We start from the raw sequence: 19,614 nt of genomic DNA, 5'->3' as shown, positions 1-19,614 counted from the left end.
GTACCGTTCGGTTATGGCAGCGAAAACGGCTGGTGCGCGGCTCGAGGAACGGTGGCGGGACATCCTGTCGGCGCACGCGCGCACGATGTGCGAGATCGACCGGGCGCTGCATCCGCACGGTCTCGGAGCATCCGATTTCGAGGTCCTGGACATGCTCGCGACCGCGGCGCCCGAGGAGGGCGAGCAGTGCCGGGTGCAGAACCTGGTCGGGCGGGTCCACCTCAGCCAGAGCGCGCTGTCGCGGCTGATCGCCCGGCTGGAGAAGGACGGTCTTGTGACGCGCTCCGTGTGCGTGGAGGACCGGCGCGGCGTGTGGGTCGCTCTGACCTCCAGGGGCCGTGACCTGCACGCCGAGGTGCTGCCGTTGCAGCGGGCGGCGCTGGCCCGGACGCTGGGCGCGTAAGCGGCCCAGGCCCGGACCGGGCCGGTCGCCCTACGGACGTGCCAGCAGGGTGCGGACTCCCTCCGAGGTGAGCGTCAGGCGGTGCTCGGAGCTGCCGTCGATGGTGAGCGACAGGTCGTCGGCGGGCCACTGCGCGGCGAGGGCGCCGAGCGGCACCATGCGGTAGCGGGAGACGAACGGCAGCAGCCCGGCCATCTCCACCTCGGAGGTGAACACGGGCACCACCGGTTCGCCGCCCGGCTGCTCCAGCACCGGCAGCGCCACCGCCGAGGGGTTGGCGGCGTCGGCATCGTTCGCGTCGTCGGGCACGGGGATGAGCACGTCGCTGTCGGCGAGCGCGTTCAGAGCCGCCGCGTCCTCGGTGTTCTCGGCGAGGACGTCCAGAGCCCGCTGGGCGGGCGTGGGCGTGGGGTTGTTCGCGGGTGTCTCCATGGCAGATTCCCTGGTAGCGGCGGTCTTGCGGCCCACCCGGGACATGATCCGCCCCGGGCACGGTCCTGCTCGCGTACCCGATCGTGCCCGGGGCAATCCTGGTGGATCACTGAGGTTCAGGGGATCAGTGGGATGCGGCCGGGCCGATCACTGCTCGGGGCGTTCAAGGGAACGGGAAGGTGTGAGGGCCCGGCAGGGCAGCCCCTGCTCGCGCACCCCGCCGCTTCCGTCCGGTTCCACGCGGTACAGCCCTGCTCCGGGCGCCCGGGTGACGGCCTCCGTGAGTACGCCCTTTTCGAAGAGCGCTCCGGCCCCGTCCTCCACCGCCCAGCCCGCCGGCAGCCGCCCCGCCATCACGGCCGCACGGTATGAGGGCTGCCGGCCCGGTTCACTGTCGTAGTGCGGGCAGACGGAGCCGGGCAGCGGCCCCAGGCCGTCGGGGAGGCAGGTCAGCGGCCCGAAGGAGTCGGTGCGCGAGCCCTCGGCCCAGCAGTTGGCACCGGCGCTGATGCCGCACAGCAGCGTGCCGAGGTCGTAAGCCTCCCGCAGCAGCCGGTCCAGGCCGTGGGTGCGCCAGACCGCGAGGAGGCTGGGTTCTGTCTCTTTGGTCAGAGTCGCCTGGCCGACGGTGACGAAAGGCGAGGGGCCGTGCGCGGCCGTCTGCGGCAGGTGGACCTTGGTGCTCAACCCGCCGCGGGAACGTCCGAGCGCGTGATCGACGGGCTCGCCGGAGCGGGACGGCCCCTCTTGAGTGCTCCGGCAGCGTGCTGGTGCGCCCGCACGACGGTGGGGTCCACCGACACGGTCCAGTCAACGTCGTCGTCGCCGTCCGCCGCCGCCAGGACGGCAGCGAGGATCTTCTCCCAGGTGCCGACGGCGGCCCATCGGATCAGGCGTTTGTGGGCGATCTGAAATGAGCCCAGTTCAGCGGGCAGGTCCCGCCAGGGCGAGTTGGTGCGGTACTTCCACGCGATGGCTTCAAGAGTGCGGCGCTGGCCGGCCCATCGTCGCCCGCGGACCGGATCGGCCGGCATCACCGGCTCGATCCGGTCCCACATCGCATCAGTGATCACTGATCGGACGGACACATCCGATCAACTGACCACCCATCAAAGGGGCACGCGCTAGTTCGGGCGAGCTGTGCGGCGTCAGTGCCTTAGTTGTCGAACCAGCTTCTTCTGCGGCATCCACCGATGCCCTCCTGGCCGCCGACCGCGACCTCATAGGGGGTCTTTCGGGCCCGCCCGTGCGGGACGGTGTGCGTCGCGCGTCAGATACCGAGCATCTTGTTGAGCTCGTCCAGGGACCTCACCGTCACGTAGTCGTAGCCGTGGGTCACCGGGTCGCAGCCGCGGTCCAGCAGGATCAGGTTGCGGAAGCCCATGTCGTGCATCGACCGGTGGTCGTAGCGGGTGTGCGAGGCGACGTGCACGAAGTCCTCGGGGGACGCGTCGAGCTGGTCGAGCATGTACTCGAACGCCGCGTAGCGGGGCTTGTAGAAGCCGGCCTGCTGCGCGGTGAAGACCGCGTGGAAGTCCGCGCCGAGACGGGGCACGCTCTCCGCGAGGAAGGAGTCGTCGGCGTTGGAGAGGATCACCAGCAACGCCCCTCAGCTTGTTCTTTAACCTGAGCTCAGTCGGGCGCGAAGGACTGCCGCACCGTCCCCCTCCAGGTCCTCGCAGGCCGCTACGCGGCCTGCCATCCCCATCACCAGCGAGAGGGTCGGCCCCCGGAGCAGATCCCCCGAGCCGGTGCTGAACGGTCCGTCAGTGGCCTCGACCCGCAAGCCCGCGATTGCAGTGTTGCTCGCGACGGTGAAATCGCGGCTGGCGAAGAACCGGGCCACGGCGGTCGTCGTGGCCACCGGGGGTGTCCGCACAAGACCCAATGGCCGACGGATGTCCTCGCTGTGGACGACTATTTCGCCCAGCCAGGCCGCAGTATGTCCTGTCGGTCCGGCAGGACCGGCGACAACATCGCGAAATCGCCGCAAGGTCTCTTCAGGTGTAGCACCACGGTGCTTTGCGAGTCGTCGGTCGTTGTGCAGGTCGGAGTCGAATCGAGCGGCCAGCATGCTCAGCAGCCAGCGCCACATCCTCGTGCTGGCACCTGCCGTCAGATGGGCTACGACCTCCTCCACGGTCCAACGTTTGCACAGTGATGCTTTCGCCCACTGGGCCTCGCTGAGCCCGGTGATGTCTTGAGCGAGCGCGGACCGCTCTACGTGGATCGCCCTTTCCAGAGCTTCTCGGGTTTCCAGAACGTGTGGTTCAGCCATAGGGCAACCTCCAGAGATCGGGTGTCCTCCGTCAGACTCCTATCGCAGCCCAAACTCATCGACTGGCACCCGCGTAGCGAGCCAACGCGACCTTCCAGTGTCGAAACGGTTCTCGAACTAAGCCGCTCACCTGGGCATTCTCCTGCTGACGTCCAATCCGAAGTCCTAAGGAAACAGGGCTGTTCAGCCCTGCCTGCGAACCCTTCGACGAGCGCCCAGCATCACTCGTAGCGAGCCCACCATCGGCGGCGATACGGACCCGCGCAGCAGCCGGGCGCCATGCGCGAGCGCCGCGTCCGCAGTGAGCAGCTCGATCTCGACGACTGCCTCCAACAACACGCCGTTGCGGTTCGCGGTCAGGTCGGGCAGTTCCTTGGCCGTCAGCAGGGAGGTGCGCGCCGCTTCGATCTGGTGCTCCAGCAATTCCCGTACGCCTGGTGATTCGCGCCCCTCTGCGAGGTCCTTCTCCGTCACCGAGAAGCGTGCCAGCGTTTCCGTCGGGATGCCCAGCCGCCCTTCTGCCAGGTCCTCGGCGAGGTCGTTGATGAAGTCCAGCCGCTGACTGCCGTCGATGAGCATCCGGCACCCGGCCCGGAAGTCCCCGTCTTCGTGCTCTGGCCTCAGCAGAGACGCGACCAGCATGAACGCGGGCAGTGAGTAGGCGTCCACATACGCCTGGTAGTCGGCCTCGGTGGCGAAGCCGGCGAACTCCAGCTCGGCGGTGGCGGTGGCCAAGTATTCCTCCACCACCTCCCGGAGCCGCGGGTACGCCGCCGTGGTGTGCAGCAGGGTACGGATCAGCGGATCGTCGCTCACCCCGCTGTCCAGCGCCTTACGCATCTCCTGCTCCCACGACGCCCACGCCGCGACGCGCTGTGGCTTCGGACCGGTGTCCAGCAGGTTGTCCCCGTGATGCATCACTGCCGTTGCCGCCACCACATGGGGCAGCATCGCTCTCGGCAGCAGCAGACGGGCCGCGAGGTATGAGGCACGTCTAAAACGCGCGACTGACTCCCGCTGGGCGCTGTAATCCCGCCGGAGCTCCGGCTCCCTTATCCCCGCAGCATCCAAGCTTTGATTCCACGCACTCATGCGCCGATCGTAGGCAGGGCGAACCTGCCGGTCTGCCAGCCCAGCCGATGTCACGGACCTTGATCGCGCCGGCGTGCGGCATGTAGTGGATCCAGCGACGGCGTCCGAACGTCTCCCGTCTCCCGCACCGTCCGGCGGTGCAGGTCGTACTTGCGGGCCAGAGGTCGTGGACTCCAGGACCACCGTCGCTCCGGGGCGAAGGTGCTCGCCCAGCGTTCGGGCACAGGACTCGATGTAGGTCAGGTCGGGCACGCCGTCCCGCAGCGGGGTCAGCACGGTGATGACCGCGATGTCCTAGCCGGCCAGGGCGGCAGCGTCGGCGGTCGGGAGTAGACCCCGGCGTCCAGCACAGCGCGCAGCCGTTCGGATGCCACGTCCCTCACGTATGACTGGCCGGCGGTGAGCTGCTGGACGCGGTGCGGATGCACGTCATAGCCGACGACACGGTGACCCACCTGTGCGGCGCGTACGGCCAGGGGAAGACCTACATGGCCCTGACCAGCGACAACTAATCGCATGGCAACTCCTACTCGAGCGCGGTGCTTGAATGGACCGTCGTTCCTGGTCTGGCAAGGAGAAGCGCTGTGCCCCTGGTGTCCGTCGTGATGCCCGTGTACAACTCGGCTGCCACCCTCGGCACAGCCGTCCGGTCGGTGCTCACACAGACCCACAGCGACCTGGAGCTACTGGTCACCGACGACCAGTCCTCCGATGGTTCCATGGACCTGCTCCGCGAGTTCGCCGAGCAGGACGAACGCGTCCTGCCGGAGTCGGCACCCGAACGGGGTGGTGCGGGCCGGGCCCGCAACCTCGCGATCGAGCGGGCCCGCGGGGACTACATCGCCTTTCTCGACAGCGACGACATGTGGCTTCCGGAGAAGACCGAGAAGCAGCTCGCCTTCGCCGCAGAAGGTGATGCGCCGCTGACGTTCACCTCGTACTTCAAGATGGACGCCGACCACGACGGCGAGAGCACCGACTGGGTTCCGAACGGGCGGGTGATCCGTGCGCGGGAGCATGTGGACTACCGCGCAATGCTGGTTCAGGACCACATCGGTGCTCTCACAGCCATGTACGACCGCACGGTCCTCGGCACGAGGCTGATGCCCGAGATGCGCAAGCGCCAGGACTACGCCCTCTGGCTGTCGATCATGAGGAACGGCGCTGACGCCCGGGGCCTGGCTGAGCCGCTTGCGGTGTACAGGGCCCACCAGGCGGGATCGCTGTCCTCCAACAAGCTGTCGCTCATCCCTTACAACTGGACCTTGTACCGCGAGCACGAGCAACTGTCGGTCCTGCGGGCGACGCGGGCGCTGGCCGGCGCTGCGTGGCAGTCGCTGCGCAACTCGCGCATCTAACACCCTGCACGGGCCCGGGGCGGGACTCGGTAGGGCACCGGGCCCTCGGCCAACTACGCGGCCGGGCCGGCGCCCGTCGGGGCACGCAGGAAAAGCTGAAGGAGCAGCCGCCTGTCGGCGACCGGGACCGTCTTGTCGTCGGAGTCGGTCCCCGTGGTGAAACTGAAAGGGGTATCGGTGGCGGTGCAGGTGAAGGTCTCGGCGTGCCTTCACTCTCCCGGCAGGCGAATGATCGAAATCTTCGCAGCGGCAACATCAGGAGCCCGGTAACGACAGTCTGGACGTGCTGGCCGAGCTTGCCGAAGAACCCGCGCACCGCGAAGGCCTGTCCAGAAGGCCATCCGGGCAAGTCGGGCTCAATGTCGTTGCGCTCGTGGTCGCGAAACGAGCGCCGCTTCGCCACCGAGTCGGCAGTACCACTCTCGAACTCGACCCGGTAGCGCTCCGGTTCCTCGTCCATGGCCTACCGTCCTCGCCACTCTGGCAGGGTCCACTGTGCCAAGTAGGGGCGGGCGGCTTCGTTCCCTCCTGTGGCCCGACCGGGGCGGGAGACATTGATGCAGCAGGCGTGCATAGATCTCGTGCGGAACGTCGCAGATCTCTGTTCCTGGCAGGTTCGCAGATCGACCACCGCTGAAAGCCCGACGGCGCGATCTCACTGGGGTGATGGTCGCTGGACAGACCACTTACGAGTGCCTTGACGCGCTCTGGCCGCAGTAAGGCCGGTCCCTCGACACTGCTGAGCGTGGCTGACAATACGTTCTTGATCGCCGCGCTCACCGGCGGTACCGCAGTTCTGGCCAGCTGGGTGACCAGTGCTCACCGGCTCCCTTCTTCCGGAGTGAACTCGAGCCTGAAGCCGACCTCGATGCTTGGGCCCTGGTCGTCGTGCAGGAAATCGTCGTCAGTCGGTCCGGTGATCCGGGTCGACGACGCCGGGGATCGCCCGGTAGCTCTCCTCGCGGATCGCGTTGATCTCGTCCTCGTACTTCTCGGTCGCGCGCTTCACCTGAAGCCACAGCTCGTACATCGGGGTGCCTCCTCAGGCACCCACTGGTCCAAGACATCGCGAACCTCCTGCACCCGGGATCCCTGAAGCTCGCCGATGCGGGCCGCCGGGTGGTGCTGCTTGAGTTCGGCGTTCCAGCCCACAAGGAGGGAACGGAGCGCCGGCGGGAGCGGTCATGGTCCCAACCGTCCCACGATCGTTCCCGCGCTGTTCCCCAGCTGCGGTCTAGGAACATTGACTGGAGCCAGCGAGCGCGTTGCCCCGCTAAGCGCTCGTCGGCCGGCACCTGCCGCACGGGACCAGCCCCGCCCGCAAGGCTTCGTACAGGGTGACTTCGTCCGGCTTGTTCGTCGGCCGACAGCGCTCGTCCGCCGCTGTGTGGAAGATGGTGCCGCGCCCCGTCGGGCCGCTGGGGGCCTGGCACCACTGTGACACGACCACCTTCGTGTCCAGCTGGCTCAGTTGCCGCTGCATCTGCTCCAGTTCGTCCGTCCGGAGAGGCTGCGGCGCTGGATGTGCCAAGCACCGCGCACTCCGCGCCGGGCCGCTACGACGAGGCGATCGCGGACCTGCGCATCGTGGTCGCCTTCTCCGCCCAAGCCCGTGACGTTCGGAGTCTGATCACCTCCATCCGATGACCTCGACGAGGTGAGCTGGGTCCGCCGAGGACCGACCCGAATCCGAGCCGCCTGCTCGTCGTGCTCGGTCGGCCCGGGACGACTCGCACACACGGGCAGCCCCTGACGACACCGGCTCAGTCCGGGGTGGGTAGATGGATCGAGGCGAGTTTGGCCGGGTCGACGACGATGTGGATGCCGGTGATCCGGCCTTCGGTGACGGTGAAGGCGATGATGGAGAGCGGGCTTCCGTCGGTACTCCAGGACATGTGGCCGGGGATGCCGTTGACCAGTACGGGTCGTTGGCGGGCGACCTCACCGGAGAACATGCGGGCGCCGGCGGCGACCTTGGTGGCGCCGAGAGTGACGACCACGCCGTCAGGGGTGTCGACGGTCAGCTTCACGTTCGGATCGAGGATACGCAGGAGCGCTTCGAAGTCGCCCCTGAGAGCGGCGGCACCGAAGGCCTGGACGACCTCTCGGTGCTCACGGCCGGAGCCCGCCGACCGGTCCGTGGCTTGGACCTTGCGGCGGGCGCGGCTGGCGACCATCTTGGTGGCGTCGGCGGATTTGCCCAGGATCTGGCCGATCTCTTGGAACGGGACCGCGAACATGTCGTGCAGGACGAACGCCAGGCGTTCGCTCGGGGTGAGCGAGTCGAGCACGACGAGCAGGGCGAGGCCGACCGAATCGGCCAGCACCACCTGCTCGTCCGGCGCGGGGTCATCGTCGGGCGTCACCGCGAGGTTCGCGAACTCGTGCTCGTAGGCGGTTTCGGGGTGGGCTCGGCGGGACCTCAAGAGGTCCAGGCTGATCCGGCCGACCACGGTGGTCAGCCAGCCTGCCAGATTGCCGATGGTCGCCTCATCCTGGCGGACCAGGCGCATCCAGGCTTCCTGGACCACGTCCTCGGCATCGGCGTGCGAGCCCAGCACGCGGTACGCGACGGCGCGCAACCGATCGCGCTGGGCTTCGAACGCTACGGTCACGAGTCCGGACGGGTGGGCGGTCACGGCTTTCGCGGCTGCCGGAGCGAGACCCGGTTGCCGTCCGGGTCCACCGCCTCGATGCGGAGCCCGAACGGATAGTCCTGGGGTTCGGACTCTTCGAAGGTGACGCCGCGCCGGCGCATGATCTCGAAGTCCTTCCGCAAATCGTCGGATTCGAGGATCAGCGGACCGGGCGCGGCATGCCTGCCTGCGTCGGCCGGCTGTCCCGCGCCCGCCGCCTGCGGCCACAAGATGATCTGCACCGGGCTGTCGGGAACGCCGACGGTGAGGAAACGCCCGTCAGGACCCGGGAAGTCGATCCGCTTTTCCAGGCCGAGTCCCTCGGCGTAGAAGCCCAGTGCGCGGTCCTGATCGGTGACGTAGATCGTCACGTACATGAGGTCGGTCAGCATCCGGTTCTCGATTCACTCGTTGGTGCGACGCCCGTTCGCATCCGGTCGTCACACCCATGACGAATGCCGACGGGAGAAGGTAACAAGACCGGTCGTCCGAGCGGATCCGGGCCCATGCGGTATGGCTCGGAACACGCGTACAGCCCGGCACGCTGCACACGAGCCGGTGCGGTACTTCCACGCGATGGCCTCAAGGGCGCGGCGATGGTCGGCCCACCGCCGGCCGCGGACCGGGTTAGCCGGCATGAACGGCGCGATCCGGGCCCACATCGCATCGGTGATCACCAACCGGACAGACTCATCAACTGATGAGCAGGTCAAGGAGACACTCTCTAGGTTCTGGGACCACCATGCAGAACGGCCAGCATCCCCCGGGCGCGGGTGCCGTCCGGCAGTTGCCAGGAACCGGTGACGTGGCCGGTCGCTCCCCGCGCGGGAGTCAACGGGCCGGCCGGGGCGGGCTGGAGGACCCGGTGCAGGTGGAGGGTCGTGCCCTGGGGCGTGGTCAGCCGGGTGCCGTCCCGGTCGTCGGTGGCGGTGAAGTTCGTGGGCAGGGGCCCTTCGCCGGTGCAGGAGGCGGTGACTTCACGGTCGGGGACGTCGCTGATGTTCTGGTCCTGGGCCTGCACCCGCCCCTCGATCAAGGCCGACAACTGGGCGAGCGAGACGGGGTCGTGGCAGCCGTCGTAGGCCCAGCGCCGCCCGAGCACGCCGTGCTCCATGGTGCCGACGAGGGCGTGCTCCGCACCGTCGAGCGGGGCGCCTCGATAGGCGAACGGCACCAGGTAGCTGGTCGGGCGGGGGCCGGAGGTGTCGGTGACGACGAGGAACTCGACCCCGACCTCGCCTCGCGGGTCGTCCAGCCGGAACCCGCCGGCCTTGACCAGCTTCGGTTCGGCCGCGTCACCGCGGTACCAGGGGCGGGAGGGCAGCCAGGAGGTGAGCAGTTCCAGCTTGGTCGGTGTCAGCGTGGTGTGGTGGATGACGGCCATGCCGATCCCCTCCCCCTTGGGTCGATGCGAGCCGTGAGAACACGCAGCATACGTGTTGACGCGCGTGATGTTACCGGTAACATCGCCTCTGGTTCAGCCGTACGCGACTGTCCTCCACCCACCCCACCCCGGTGGGCCGTCCTCCGGAGTCCGCGTGACCGAGCAGCTCGCCCCTCACCCTTCCGTCACCTCCCCCGCCCCGGTCTTCAGAAGGGCCGCCGTGGTGGCGTCCTGCGTCGGCTTCGTGCTCATCGGTGCGTTGCAGGCCCTGTACGGGCCCGCGATCCCCGCCTTCCGTGAGGAGTTCGGGCTGTCGCCCTCCGCCGCGGGGCTGGGGCTGAGCGCCCACTTCGTCGGCGGTGTGGCCGGTGTGCTGCTGTTCGACCGGCTCTACGGCCGGGTCGGCAACCGGCACATCCTCGGCAGCTCCTATCTGCTGATGGCCGTCGGCGCGGCGGGCTTCGCGCTGGCGCCCGACTGGCCCACCGCCCTCGCGGCGGCCCTGCTCGCGGGGCTCGGCTTCGGTGGCATCGACTACGGCCTCAACCAGCTGTTCGCCGTGGGCTTCGGCCACCGTTCGACCGCGATGCTGAACATTCTGAACGCCCACTTCGGCATCGGCGCCATCCTCGGCCCCGCCCTGATCGGTGTGGTCGGCTCGGAGCACTACCCGGCCGTCTTCCTCTGCTTCGCCCTCGCCAATCTGCCCTTGCTGCTGTGCCTGAGGGGAGTTCGGAACGACGTGCCCCTGCCGGGCGGGACCGAGGACAGTCGTGGGCAGGTTCTGGGCCGCAGCCTCGGCTCCGTGCTCGCCGTCTTCGTCGCGCTGTACGTCCTGCACGTCGCCGTCGAGGCCGGTGTCGGCGGCTGGGAGCCCACGCATCTGGAGACCGTCGGCTACGGCGCGGGCGTCGCGGCCACCGCCACCTCGGTGTACTGGCTGATGATGACCGTCGGGCGTTTCCTGGTCGCCCCGCTCGCGCTGCGGTTCTCCGCCCAGGCCATCATCACCGTCTCGTGCGCGGGCATGACGGTGTGTCTGCTGGCCGCGTCCGTGCCTGCGCTGGCTCCCTACGCGTACGCCGGTGTCGGTCTGTTCATCGCGCCGGTCTTCCCCACCGGACTGCCCTGGCTGAACCGGGCCGCGCCGCGCGCCCGGCGGGCCGGTGCCGTGGTCATCGCGGCCTCCATGGTCGGCGGTGTCGCCGCCGGGCCGGCGCTGGGCAAGGCCATCGAGTGGTCCGGGATCCGCGCGGTGCCGCTCCTGCTGTGCGGTGTCTCGGCGCTGTGCCTGGCCGCCACGCTCTGGCTGATCCGCGCCACCCGATCCCACTGACTCCCCCCTACCTCGAAGGGAAGCCTCCGCATGCCCGCTCTGACGACGACGTCCGACGGATTCCTGCTGCACGGCGATCCGTTCCGCATCCTCTCCGGCGCGCTGCACTACTTCCGTGTCCACCCCGACCTGTGGGCCGACCGGTTGCGCAAGGCCCGTCTGATGGGCCTCAACACGGTGGAGACGTACCTTCCGTGGAACCACCACCAGCCGGATCCCGACGGGCCCCTCGTGCTCGACGGTTTCCTCGACCTGCCCCGGTTTCTCCGGCTGGCCCAGGACGAGGGGCTGCGCGTGCTGCTGCGTCCGGGTCCGTTCATCTGCGCCGAGTGGGACGGAGGCGGCCTGCCCGACTGGCTGACCTCGGACACCGACATCCGGCTGCGGACCAGCGATCCGCGCTTCACCGGGGCTGTCGACCGCTACCTCGACCTGCTGCTGCCCGCCCTCCGCCCGCACATGGCCGCGGCGGGCGGACCCGTCATTGCGGTGCAGGTGGAGAACGAGTACGGGGCCTACGGCGACGACAGCGCGTATCTGAAGCACCTGGCCGACGCGTTCCGTTCCCGGGGGGTCGAGGAGCTGCTGTTCACCTGCGACCAGGCCGACCCGGAACATCTGGCCGCCGGAAGTGTGCCGGGCGTCCTGGCGGCCAGCACCTTCGGCAGCCGCGTCGAGCAGTGCCTCGGGCGGCTGCACGAGCACCAGAGCGAAGGGCCGCTGTTCTGCGCGGAGTTCTGGATCGGCTGGTTCGACCACTGGGGCGGTCCGCACCATGTGCGGGACGCGGCCGACGCCGCGGCGGACCTGGACCGGCTGCTGTCCGCCGGGGCGTCCGTCAACATCTACATGTTCCACGGCGGCACCAACTTCGGCTTCACCAACGGCGCCAACCACAAGCACGCCTACACACCGACCGTCACGTCCTACGACTACGACGCCGCGCTCACCGAGTGCGGCGACCCGGGGCCGAAGTATCACGCCTTCCGCGAGGTCATCGCCCGCCATGCCGGCGTGCCCGACGAGCCCGTCCCCGGGGCGGGGCCCAAACTTCCGCCCACCTGCGTCGAGTTGGACGGGCGTGCGGCTCTGCTTCCCCTGGCCGGAACGCTCGGCGCACCCGTGCACGCCGACGACCCGGTGACCATGGACGAACTCGGGCAGCGCACCGGCTACGCGCTCTACCGCACCACCCTTCCCGCTGCCGGTGACGGCCTGCTGCACTTCTCCGGCGGTGTCGGAGACCGGGCCCAGGTCTTCGTCGACGGCGCCCCGGTCGGTGTGCTGGAGCGCGAACGCCACGACGAGACACTGCCCGTGCGCGTCCCACGCTCCGGCGCGACGCTGGAGGTCCTCGTCGAGAACATGGGCGGCGTCAACTACGGGCCTCGTATCGGCGCGCCCAAGGGCCTGCTCGGACCCGTCACTTTCAGCGGCACCGTCCTGCGAGGCTGGGACTGCCGCCCGCTGCCGCTGGACGACCTGGGGACGCTGCCGTTCGCACCGGCCGGCGAGGCGGCCGTCACGCCGGCCTTCCACCGCGGCACCTTCGAGGTGGACACGCCCGCCGACGCCTTCCTCTCCCTGCCCGGCTGGACGAAGGGCCAGGCGTGGGTCAACGGCTTCCATCTGGGCCGCTACTGGAACCGGGGCCCGCAGCACACCCTGTACCTCCCCGCCCCGGTGCTGCGGCGGGGCACCAACGAGCTGGTCCTGCTGGAGCTGCACGGCACCACCACCACCCGCGCCCAGCTCACCGACAGCCCCGACCTCGGCCCGGAGAACACCTGGTGACCCTGACCCCGCACCGACTGCGCGTTCCCGCACCCCCCGCTCCCCCGCTCACCGGCCATCTGCCCCTGGCCGACGCGCCGGGCGTGCCCGACCGGATCGACGTGACCAGCCGCTGGCTCACCCGTGGCGGCCGGCCCTGGTTCCCGGTCTCCGGCGAGTTCCACTACTCCCGCTACCCGAACGGGGAGTGGGAGGAGGAGCTGCTGAAGATGAAGGCGGGCGGGGTGACCGCCGTCGCCTCCTACGTCATCTGGATCCACCACGAGGAGGTCGAGGGCCGGGTCCGCTTCGACGGCGACCGCGACCTCAGGCGTTTCGCCGGGCTGTGCGCCCGCCACGGCCTGGACTTCGTCCCGCGCATCGGCCCCTGGTCACACGCGGAGGTGCGCAACGGCGGCCTCCCCGACTGGCTGCTCGCCCGCGCCTGCACGCCGCGTACCGACGATCCGGCCTATCTGGAGCCCGTACGCACCTGGTTCACGGCCGTCGCGGAGCAACTGCGCGGCCTGGACCGGGCACACGGCGGTCCGATCGTCGCGATCCAGATCGAGAACGAGCTCTACGACCGGCCCGGCCACCTGCGCACGCTCAAGCGCCTGGCCCAGGAGGCCGGGCTGAGCGCACCGCTGTGGACGTCGACCGCATGGGGCGGGGTGCGACTCCCGGACCAGGAACTGCTTCCGCTGTACGGCGGCTATCCCGAGGCGTTCTGGACGGAGGCGGACGGAGGCTGGCCCGACACCTGCCGCAAGCACTTCTTCTTCACGCACGAACGCGATGACGAGGGCATCGGCGCCGATCTGCGGCCCACGACCGAGCGCGGCGCCGATCCGGCCCCGACGGACCGGTTCCCCTGGGCCACCTGCGAGTTGGGAGGGGGTATGGCGGTGGCCTATCACCGGCGGCCTCGGGTGGAGGCCGCCGACGTGGGCGCGCTCGGGCTGACCAAGATCGGCTGCGGTTCGGTGTGGCAGGGCTACTACATGTTCCACGGCGGCACGAACCCGCCGGGAGAGCTGACCACCCTTCAGGAGTCCCACGTCACCGGCTACCCCAACGACCTGCCGGTCCTGAGCTACGACTTCCAGGCCCCGCTCGGCGAGTACGGCCAGGTGCGGCCCTCGTACCACGAACTGCGGCTCCAGCACCTGCTGCTGGCCGAATTCGGGCACCGGATCGCGCCCATGGAGTCCGTGCTGCCCGAACGGCTGCCGGCCGGGCAGCACGACCGTGACACCCTGCGCTGGGCCGTCCGCACCGACGGCACCTCGGGCTTCCTGTTCGTGACCAACCACCAGCCGCACGAGCCGCTGCCGGACCACCCGGACACGACGTTCAGGGTCGACTTCCCGAGCACGCCCGCGCTCACTCTGCCGAGCGCTCCCGTCACGGTGCCCTCCGGCGCCTTTTTCTGCTGGCCGCTGCGGCTGGACGTGGCCGGGCTGCGGCTGGAGTGGGCCACCGCGCAGCCGGTGTGCACGGTCGAGGCGGACGGCCGTACGGTCCTGGTGCTGGCCGCGACCGACGGCATCGCGCCCGAACTCGCCCTGGACGCGGACACCGTGGCGGCCGTCGTCGTGCCGTCCGGGAACGGGGACTTCACCCCCGTCAACGGCCGGGTCCTGGTCACCGGTCTGCGGCCGGGCACCGACGCCCTGGTCGAGGTGGACGCGGCCGACGGTTCCCGCGTCGGCCTGCTGGTCCTGGACGCGGCGACGGCCCGTACCGCCTACCGGGGTGTCGCGTGGGGAGCCGAGCGGCTGGTGCTCTGCGCGGACGGGGTGGTCTTCGACGGTGACGAGGTACGGCTGCACAGCCCGGGCGCCGAGCCGTCGTTCGCGGTGCTGCCCGCGCCCGGTTCCGCCCTGGTGGTGGAGGGGGAACGGGTGCGGGAGGAGGCGGACGGGGTGTGCACGCGCTACACCGTCGGGGCCGGGGACCTCGGCGACACCGCCGCCCGCGTCACCCTGGTCAGGCCCGCCGGCCCGGCCCCCGAGCCCGTGACCGGGATACAGGGCCGGGCGAGCGTGCCCGCCGACAAGTCCGTGGACACCGTGGCCGCCGAGTACCGGGTCGACGTACCGGAGGAACTGCTGCGGGCGCCCGCCGGTGTGCTGCTGCGGCTGCGCTGGACCGGTGATCTGGCACGGGCCTACGTGGGGGATGTCCTGGTCGCCGACCAGTTCTACTCCGGGCGGGTCTGGCACATCGGCCTGGACCGGCTGCCCGCCGGGGAGTTGCGTGCCCGCAGGCTGCGGCTGAGGGTGCTGCCGCTGGCGGCGGAGGCGCCGGTGCATGTGCCGGGGCAGGTGGGCGATGCCTGGCGGGCGGCCGGGGTGGGCCATGCCGAGTGGGTGGTCACGCGCGTGTGGCCGGTCCGGACCGGCTGAGGCCGTTGTGGGCACCGCGCGGCCTATGCTGTGCTCCTGCCGGGCGGGTTCAGGACCGCCGTATCCGACGTCGAGGAATCACCCGCCATGACACCGAGCGCCACCGACGGCCCGGTTCCCAAGGGCCGCAGCAGGCGCAATTTCGCGGGGACGCGGCCGGTGATGGCCGACGTGGCCCGGCTGTCGGGCGTCTCCAAGCAGACCGTCTCCCGCGTGCTCAACGACCACCCGGCCGTCCGCCCCGAGACGCGCGAGGCGGTCCTGGACGCCATGCGCACGCTCGGCTACCGGCCCAGCCGCAGCGCGCGGTCCCTGGCCAGCGGCAGGACCCGGATGCTCGGGGTGATCTCCTTCGACGCCGCACGGTACGGGCCCGCCTCCATCCTGACCGCGATCAACACGGCGGCCCAGGAGGCCGGTTACCTCGTCAGCTCCATCGCCCTGGACACGGCCGACCAGAGCACCGTCGTCGAGGCCGTGAACCGGCTGTCGGCCGAGGGCGCGGACGGCGTCATCGCGATCGCCCCGCAGCAGTGGGTGGGCCAGGCACTGGCGGAGACCGACCTCGGCACTCCGCTGGTCGTGCTGGAGAGTGCCCTCGACGCCAGCACTCCCCTGGTCACGGGTGATTCCCGCACCGGCGCCCGCAAGGCCATCGAGCATCTCCTCGGCCTGGGGCACGCCACCGTCTGGCACATCGCGGGCCCGACCGGCTGGACCTCCGCCGACCACCGGCTGGCGAGCTGGCAGGCGACGCTCCAGGCGGCCGGTGCCGACGTCCCGGCACCCCTCGTCGGGGACTGGGGTGCCGACTCCGGTTACGAACTGGGCCGTCGGCTGGCCCGGCGCCCGGAGGTGACGGCCGTGTTCGCCTCCAACGACCAGATGGCGCTGGGCCTGCTGCACGCCCTGCACGAGTCCGGGCGGTCCGTCCCCGGGGAGGTCAGTGTCGTCGGCTACGACGACATCCCCGAGGCCGCGCATCTGCTGCCCCCGCTGACCACCGTCCGCACCGACTTCGCCGAGATCGGCACGCGTTCCCTGCGTCTTCTCCTGGACCGCATCGACGGCCCGGGCGAGGGGCCCCGCGTGGACACCCTCGTCCCCGTGGACCTCGTCGTGCGCGCGAGCAGCGGTCCGCCACCGGTGGGCTGACGGGCTCAGGCGCTCCCCTCGGCGGCGGCCTTCTGCCAGGCCGTCTTCCTCAGCAGCCGCAGGCCGTTCAGTCCGACGAGGACCGTGGAGCCCTCGTGGCCGGCGACGCCCAGGGGCAGCGGCAGGTCGCCTGCCAGGTCCCAGACGACGAGGCCGGCGATGAACACCCCGGCGATCACGAGGTTCTGGACGACCAGCCCGCGGGCGCGGCGGGAGAGGGCGATGGTGGCGGGGACGGCGGCGAGTTCGTCGCGCACGATCACGGCGTCGGCGGTCTCCAGGGCGAGGTCGGAGCCCGCCCGGCCCATGGCGACCCCGGTGTGGGCGGCGGCAAGGGCGGGTGCGTCGTTGACACCGTCCCCGACGACCAGCACCTTGCGGCCCGCGCGCTCCATCTCCTGGACGGCGGCCAGCTTGTCCTGCGGCAGCAGCCCGGCGCGCACGTCGTGGATGCCGGCCTCGGCGGCGAGGTGTGCGGCGGCCCGGGGGTTGTCGCCGGTGAGGAGTGCCGGGGCGGTGCCGGTGAGCGTGGCGAGGGCGGCGACCGTGGCGGCGGCGTCCGGGCGCAGTCGGTCGGCGATGCCGAGCAGTCCGGCCGAGGCGCCGTCGACGACGACCAGGACGGCGGTGCGGCCTGACTCCTCCAGTTCCGCGACCCTTTCGAGGGCGTCGTCCGTCAGCCGGGCCGGGGCACCCACCGCGACCGCGTGGCCGTCGACGACGGCGGTCACTCCCACGCCCGGCGCGGAGGCGAAGTCCTCCGCATCGGGCAGGTCGAGGCCGCGCTCACGGGCCGCTTCGACGACCGCCCGGGCCAGCGGATGCTCGCTGGGCCGCTCGGCGGCTGCCGCAAGGGTCAGCAACTCGCCCTCGTCCAAGCCGGATTCCGGCAGCGGCCGGACGTCGGTGACGCGCGGGCTGCCTTCGGTCAGTGTGCCGGTCTTGTCCAGTGCGACCGCGTCCACCTGGCCGAGCCGCTCCATCACCACGGCCGACTTCACCAGCACACCGTGCCGTCCGGCGTTGGCGATGGCCGAGAGCAGGGGCGGCATGGTGGCCAGCACGACCGCGCACGGCGAGGCCACGATCATGAACGTCATGGCGCGCAGCAGTGCGTCGGTGAGCCGCTCGCCGAAGCCGAGCGGCACCAGGAAGACAGCCAGGGTCGCGGCCACCATGCCGAGCGAATAGCGCTGTTCGACCTTCTCGATGAAGAGCTGCGTGGGCGCCTTCGTCTCGGACGCCTCCTGCACCATCCGGACGATCCGGGCGATCACCGAGTCGGACGCGTCGCGCTCGACGCGGACCCGCAGGGCTCCGGTGCCGTTGAGGGTGCCCGCGAAGACCTTGTCGCCCGGCTCCTTCGGCACGGGGAGCGGCTCGCCGGTGATGGTCGCCTGGTCCACCTCGCTCGCCCCGTCCAGCACCCGGCCGTCGGCGCCGACGCGCTCTCCCGGACGGACGAGGACGATGTCGCCGACTGTCAGCTCCTCGACGGGGACGACCTGTTCGCCGCCGTCGGGAGAGAGCCGGGTGGCCGTGGCGGGGGCCAGGTCGAGCAGGCCGCGGACGGAGTCGGCGGTGCGGGCCGTGGCCAGCGCCTCCAGGGCGCCGGAGGTGGCGAAGATGACGATGAGCAGGGCGCCATCCATGACCTGCCCGATCGCGGCCGCACCCAGTGCGGCGACCACCATCAGCAGGTCGACGTCGAGGGTGCGGTCCTTGAGCGCCTTCAGCCCCTCCCAGCCCGGCTCCCAGCCGCCCGTGGCGTACGACACCGCGTACAGCGGGCCCCAGGCCCAGGCGGGGGCGCCGGTCAGCTGGAGCGGCAGCGCGAGCAGGAAGAAGGCGGTGGCCGCCGCGGCCCAGCGCGCCTCGGGGAGCGCGAGGACACGGGTGCGCCGCCGCGGCACGGTCCCGGGGCGTGCGTGCTCCGCCCGTTCGACCGGCCGCGGCGTGAGGGTGGAAGTCATCAGTGGTCCTTCTGGCAGGAACGCGTAGACTCCTCACCTTACAGGAACACATGAAGACTCATTCATACCTTCATGTAGCCGGGGACGAGCGTCAGCGCAGCTTGTCCTTGGCCTTGTAGTAGGCGCCGCCGAACGGCAGGAACCAGGGCGTTCCGTTGTAGAAGGGGACCGGGACCTTGGGGAAGCCGAGGCCGCGCAGCGGGTTGGCCTCCGGCTTGCCGTCCATCATCTCGGCGACCGCACGGCCCATGTAGGTGGCCATCTGGACCCCGTGGCCGCAGTAGCCCATCGAGTAGTACAGGCCGTTCGCTTCGCCCGCGTGCGGGAGCCGGTCCCAGGAGAAGCCGACCATGCCGCCCCACACGTAGTCGATGCGCACCCCGGCGAGCTGCGGGAAGATCTCCGTCATCTCCCGCTTCAGGATGTCGCCGCTCTTGACGTCGGAGGCCGGGTCCGAGGGGGCGAAACGGGCCCGGCCGCCGAAGGCGAGACGGTTGTCGGGGGTGAGGCGGATGTAGTGGCCGATGTTCTTGGAGTCGACGACCAGGCGGCCGCTGGGGATCAGTTGCTTGGCGCGCTCCTCACCGAGGGGCTCGGTGACGATGATGAAGCTGCCGACGTTGATGAGCCGCTTGCGGAACCACGGCAGCGCCTTGTCGGTGTAGGCGTCGGTCGCGGCCATGACCTGCTTGGCACGGATGCTGCCGTTGAGGGTCTCGACCACGAACCCGCCGCCGTGCAGACGGGTGAGGCCGGTGGCGGCGTTCCGTTCGTGGATCTCCGCGCCGGCGCGCTCGGCGGCCTCAGCCATGCCATGGACGTACTTGCCGACGTGCAGGGCGGCGCTGAGCGGGTCGAGCAGGGCGCCGTGGTAGTAGTCCGAGCCCAGCTCGGCCTTCAGGTCGCCGCGGGTCAGCAACTGCGTCTCGTGGCCGAAGTTGTCGGCCAGGTCGCGCTGGGTGGCCTTCATCGACTCGAAGTGCTGGGCCTTGAAGGCGACTCCGAGGCGTCCCGCACGGTTGAAGTCGCAGTCGATCTTCTCGGTGCGGGTGATGTCCTCGACGACGTCGACCGCGTCGCGGAAGGAGTCGTACAGCTCGCGGGCGCGCTCCTGGCCGTAGCGTTTGCGGGCCTCTCCGACGCCGATGGTGAGGCCCTGGGTGCACATACTGCCGTTGCGGCCGGAGGCGCCCGAGCCGACCTTGTCCTTCTCGACGAGGACGACCCGGGCTCCCTTGCGGGCGGTGTGGTAGGCGGTGGACAGGCCGGTGAGGCCGCCGCCGATGACCACCACGTCCGCCTCGTCGGGCAGGTCCTTCCCGGAACGGTCGGGCAGGGCGGGAGCGGTGTCGAGCCAGTAGGGGATCTGCTTCATGGCGTGCG

General features: G+C 70.4%; 18 protein-coding genes and 3 pseudogenes. 7 read left to right on the top strand and 14 right to left on the bottom strand.

Translation table 11 applies throughout. The features are described from left to right. Positions 1–13 precede the first annotated feature (13 nt). Entirely contained in the window at positions 14–403 is a 390-nt protein-coding gene (locus tag OG542_RS37860) for a MarR family winged helix-turn-helix transcriptional regulator (protein ID WP_184595593.1), read from the top strand. Positions 404–433: 30 nt separating this feature from the next. Here the strand turns inward: OG542_RS37860 and OG542_RS37855 are convergent, their stop codons facing one another. The 7 genes and pseudogenes from OG542_RS37855 to OG542_RS37825 all read right to left on the bottom strand — a co-directional run bounded on the left by OG542_RS37855 (position 434) and on the right by OG542_RS37825 (position 4,723). Continuing rightward, a complete protein-coding gene (locus OG542_RS37855) occupies positions 434–835 on the bottom strand; it encodes an SseB family protein (protein ID WP_184595591.1) in 402 nt (133 codons plus the stop codon). A gap of 147 nt (positions 836–982) precedes the next feature. Then, a pseudogene (locus OG542_RS37850) lies at positions 983–1,426 on the bottom strand (Type 1 glutamine amidotransferase-like domain-containing protein); the annotation flags it as partial. Beyond that, positions 1,335–1,923 (bottom strand): annotated as a pseudogene (locus tag OG542_RS37845) (IS5 family transposase); the annotation flags it as partial. The pseudogenes OG542_RS37850 and OG542_RS37845, both read right to left, overlap by 92 nt. Before the next feature lie 182 nt (positions 1,924–2,105). Next, positions 2,106–2,432 carry an HAD family hydrolase gene (locus OG542_RS37840; protein WP_328417000.1) on the bottom strand — a complete coding sequence of 109 codons (327 nt, stop codon included), beginning with the start codon at positions 2,430–2,432 and terminating at the stop codon, positions 2,106–2,108. A 24-nt stretch (positions 2,433–2,456) separates the two neighbouring features. Continuing rightward, positions 2,457–3,113 (bottom strand): maleylpyruvate isomerase family mycothiol-dependent enzyme, encoded by a 657-nt coding sequence (locus OG542_RS37835; RefSeq protein WP_328416998.1) that lies wholly within the window; start codon positions 3,111–3,113, stop codon positions 2,457–2,459. A 183-nt stretch (positions 3,114–3,296) separates the two neighbouring features. Continuing rightward, the gene (locus tag OG542_RS37830) at positions 3,297–4,205 is read right to left on the bottom strand and encodes a squalene/phytoene synthase family protein (protein ID WP_328418277.1); all 909 of its coding nucleotides are present in this window, start codon (positions 4,203–4,205) and stop codon (positions 3,297–3,299) included. A 269-nt stretch (positions 4,206–4,474) separates the two neighbouring features. Next, complete coding sequence (locus tag OG542_RS37825) at positions 4,475–4,723, bottom strand: hypothetical protein (protein WP_328416996.1); 249 nt, start codon at positions 4,721–4,723, stop codon at positions 4,475–4,477. A gap of 66 nt (positions 4,724–4,789) precedes the next feature. On the opposite strand from OG542_RS37825, the gene OG542_RS37820 reads away from it, so the two are divergent. After that, complete coding sequence (locus OG542_RS37820) at positions 4,790–5,563, top strand: glycosyltransferase family 2 protein (protein ID WP_311129690.1); 774 nt, start codon at positions 4,790–4,792, stop codon at positions 5,561–5,563. Between the two features lie 904 nt (positions 5,564–6,467). Here OG542_RS37820 and OG542_RS37815 read toward each other — a convergent pair. Continuing rightward, on the bottom strand, positions 6,468–6,593 hold the full coding sequence (locus tag OG542_RS37815) for a hypothetical protein (RefSeq protein ID WP_328416993.1): 126 nt from the start codon (positions 6,591–6,593) through the stop codon (positions 6,468–6,470). A 494-nt stretch (positions 6,594–7,087) separates the two neighbouring features. Between OG542_RS37815 and OG542_RS37810 the strand changes: the two genes are divergently transcribed. Beyond that, positions 7,088–7,210, top strand: coding sequence for a hypothetical protein (locus tag OG542_RS37810; RefSeq protein ID WP_328416991.1), 123 nt, complete (start codon positions 7,088–7,090; stop codon positions 7,208–7,210). 116 nt (positions 7,211–7,326) lie between these two features. Here the strand turns inward: OG542_RS37810 and OG542_RS37805 are convergent, their stop codons facing one another. From OG542_RS37805 to OG542_RS37790, 4 genes and pseudogenes are all read right to left on the bottom strand, one after another. After that, the gene (locus tag OG542_RS37805; protein ID WP_328416989.1) at positions 7,327–8,202 is read right to left on the bottom strand and encodes a sigma-70 family RNA polymerase sigma factor; all 876 of its coding nucleotides are present in this window, start codon (positions 8,200–8,202) and stop codon (positions 7,327–7,329) included. Further along, positions 8,199–8,591, bottom strand: a complete 393-nt coding sequence (locus OG542_RS37800; RefSeq protein ID WP_328416987.1) for a VOC family protein — start codon at positions 8,589–8,591, stop codon at positions 8,199–8,201. The genes OG542_RS37805 and OG542_RS37800 overlap by 4 nt, the downstream gene beginning before the upstream one ends. 93 nt (positions 8,592–8,684) lie before the next feature. After that, positions 8,685–8,861: pseudogene (locus OG542_RS40820) on the bottom strand (transposase); the annotation flags it as partial. 62 nt (positions 8,862–8,923) lie between these two features. Next, complete coding sequence (locus tag OG542_RS37790; RefSeq protein ID WP_328416985.1) at positions 8,924–9,583, bottom strand: maltokinase N-terminal cap-like domain-containing protein; 660 nt, start codon at positions 9,581–9,583, stop codon at positions 8,924–8,926. Positions 9,584–9,737: 154 nt separating this feature from the next. Here OG542_RS37790 and OG542_RS37785 point away from each other — a divergent pair, with 154 nt between their 5' ends. From OG542_RS37785 to OG542_RS37770, 4 genes are all read left to right on the top strand, one after another. After that, a complete protein-coding gene (locus OG542_RS37785) occupies positions 9,738–10,919 on the top strand; it encodes an MFS transporter (protein WP_328416983.1) in 1,182 nt (393 codons plus the stop codon). Between the two features lie 30 nt (positions 10,920–10,949). Beyond that, positions 10,950–12,713 (top strand): beta-galactosidase, encoded by a 1,764-nt coding sequence (locus OG542_RS37780; protein WP_328416981.1) that lies wholly within the window; start codon positions 10,950–10,952, stop codon positions 12,711–12,713. Positions 12,714–12,715: 2 nt separating this feature from the next. Continuing rightward, a complete protein-coding gene (locus OG542_RS37775; protein ID WP_328418275.1) occupies positions 12,716–15,103 on the top strand; it encodes a beta-galactosidase in 2,388 nt (795 codons plus the stop codon). An 87-nt stretch (positions 15,104–15,190) separates the two neighbouring features. Next, positions 15,191–16,258 carry a LacI family DNA-binding transcriptional regulator gene (locus OG542_RS37770; RefSeq protein ID WP_328416979.1) on the top strand — a complete coding sequence of 356 codons (1,068 nt, stop codon included), beginning with the start codon at positions 15,191–15,193 and terminating at the stop codon, positions 16,256–16,258. A 5-nt stretch (positions 16,259–16,263) separates the two neighbouring features. On the opposite strand, the gene OG542_RS37765 is transcribed toward OG542_RS37770, so the two are convergent. Both OG542_RS37765 and OG542_RS37760 read right to left on the bottom strand, forming a co-directional pair. After that, on the bottom strand, positions 16,264–18,231 hold the full coding sequence (locus tag OG542_RS37765; RefSeq protein WP_328416978.1) for a heavy metal translocating P-type ATPase: 1,968 nt from the start codon (positions 18,229–18,231) through the stop codon (positions 16,264–16,266). A gap of 91 nt (positions 18,232–18,322) precedes the next feature. Beyond that, positions 18,323–19,606 carry an NAD(P)/FAD-dependent oxidoreductase gene (locus OG542_RS37760; RefSeq protein WP_328416977.1) on the bottom strand — a complete coding sequence of 428 codons (1,284 nt, stop codon included), beginning with the start codon at positions 19,604–19,606 and terminating at the stop codon, positions 18,323–18,325. Between the last annotated feature and the right edge of the window lie 8 nt (positions 19,607–19,614).

It is taken from the genome of Streptomyces violaceus, from assembly GCF_036014075.1.
Classification (GTDB): Bacteria; Actinomycetota; Actinomycetes; order Streptomycetales; family Streptomycetaceae; genus Streptomyces; species Streptomyces violaceus.
The sequence above is the reverse complement of the archived record's forward strand: the minus strand, read 5'-3'. Positions and strand labels throughout refer to the sequence as shown.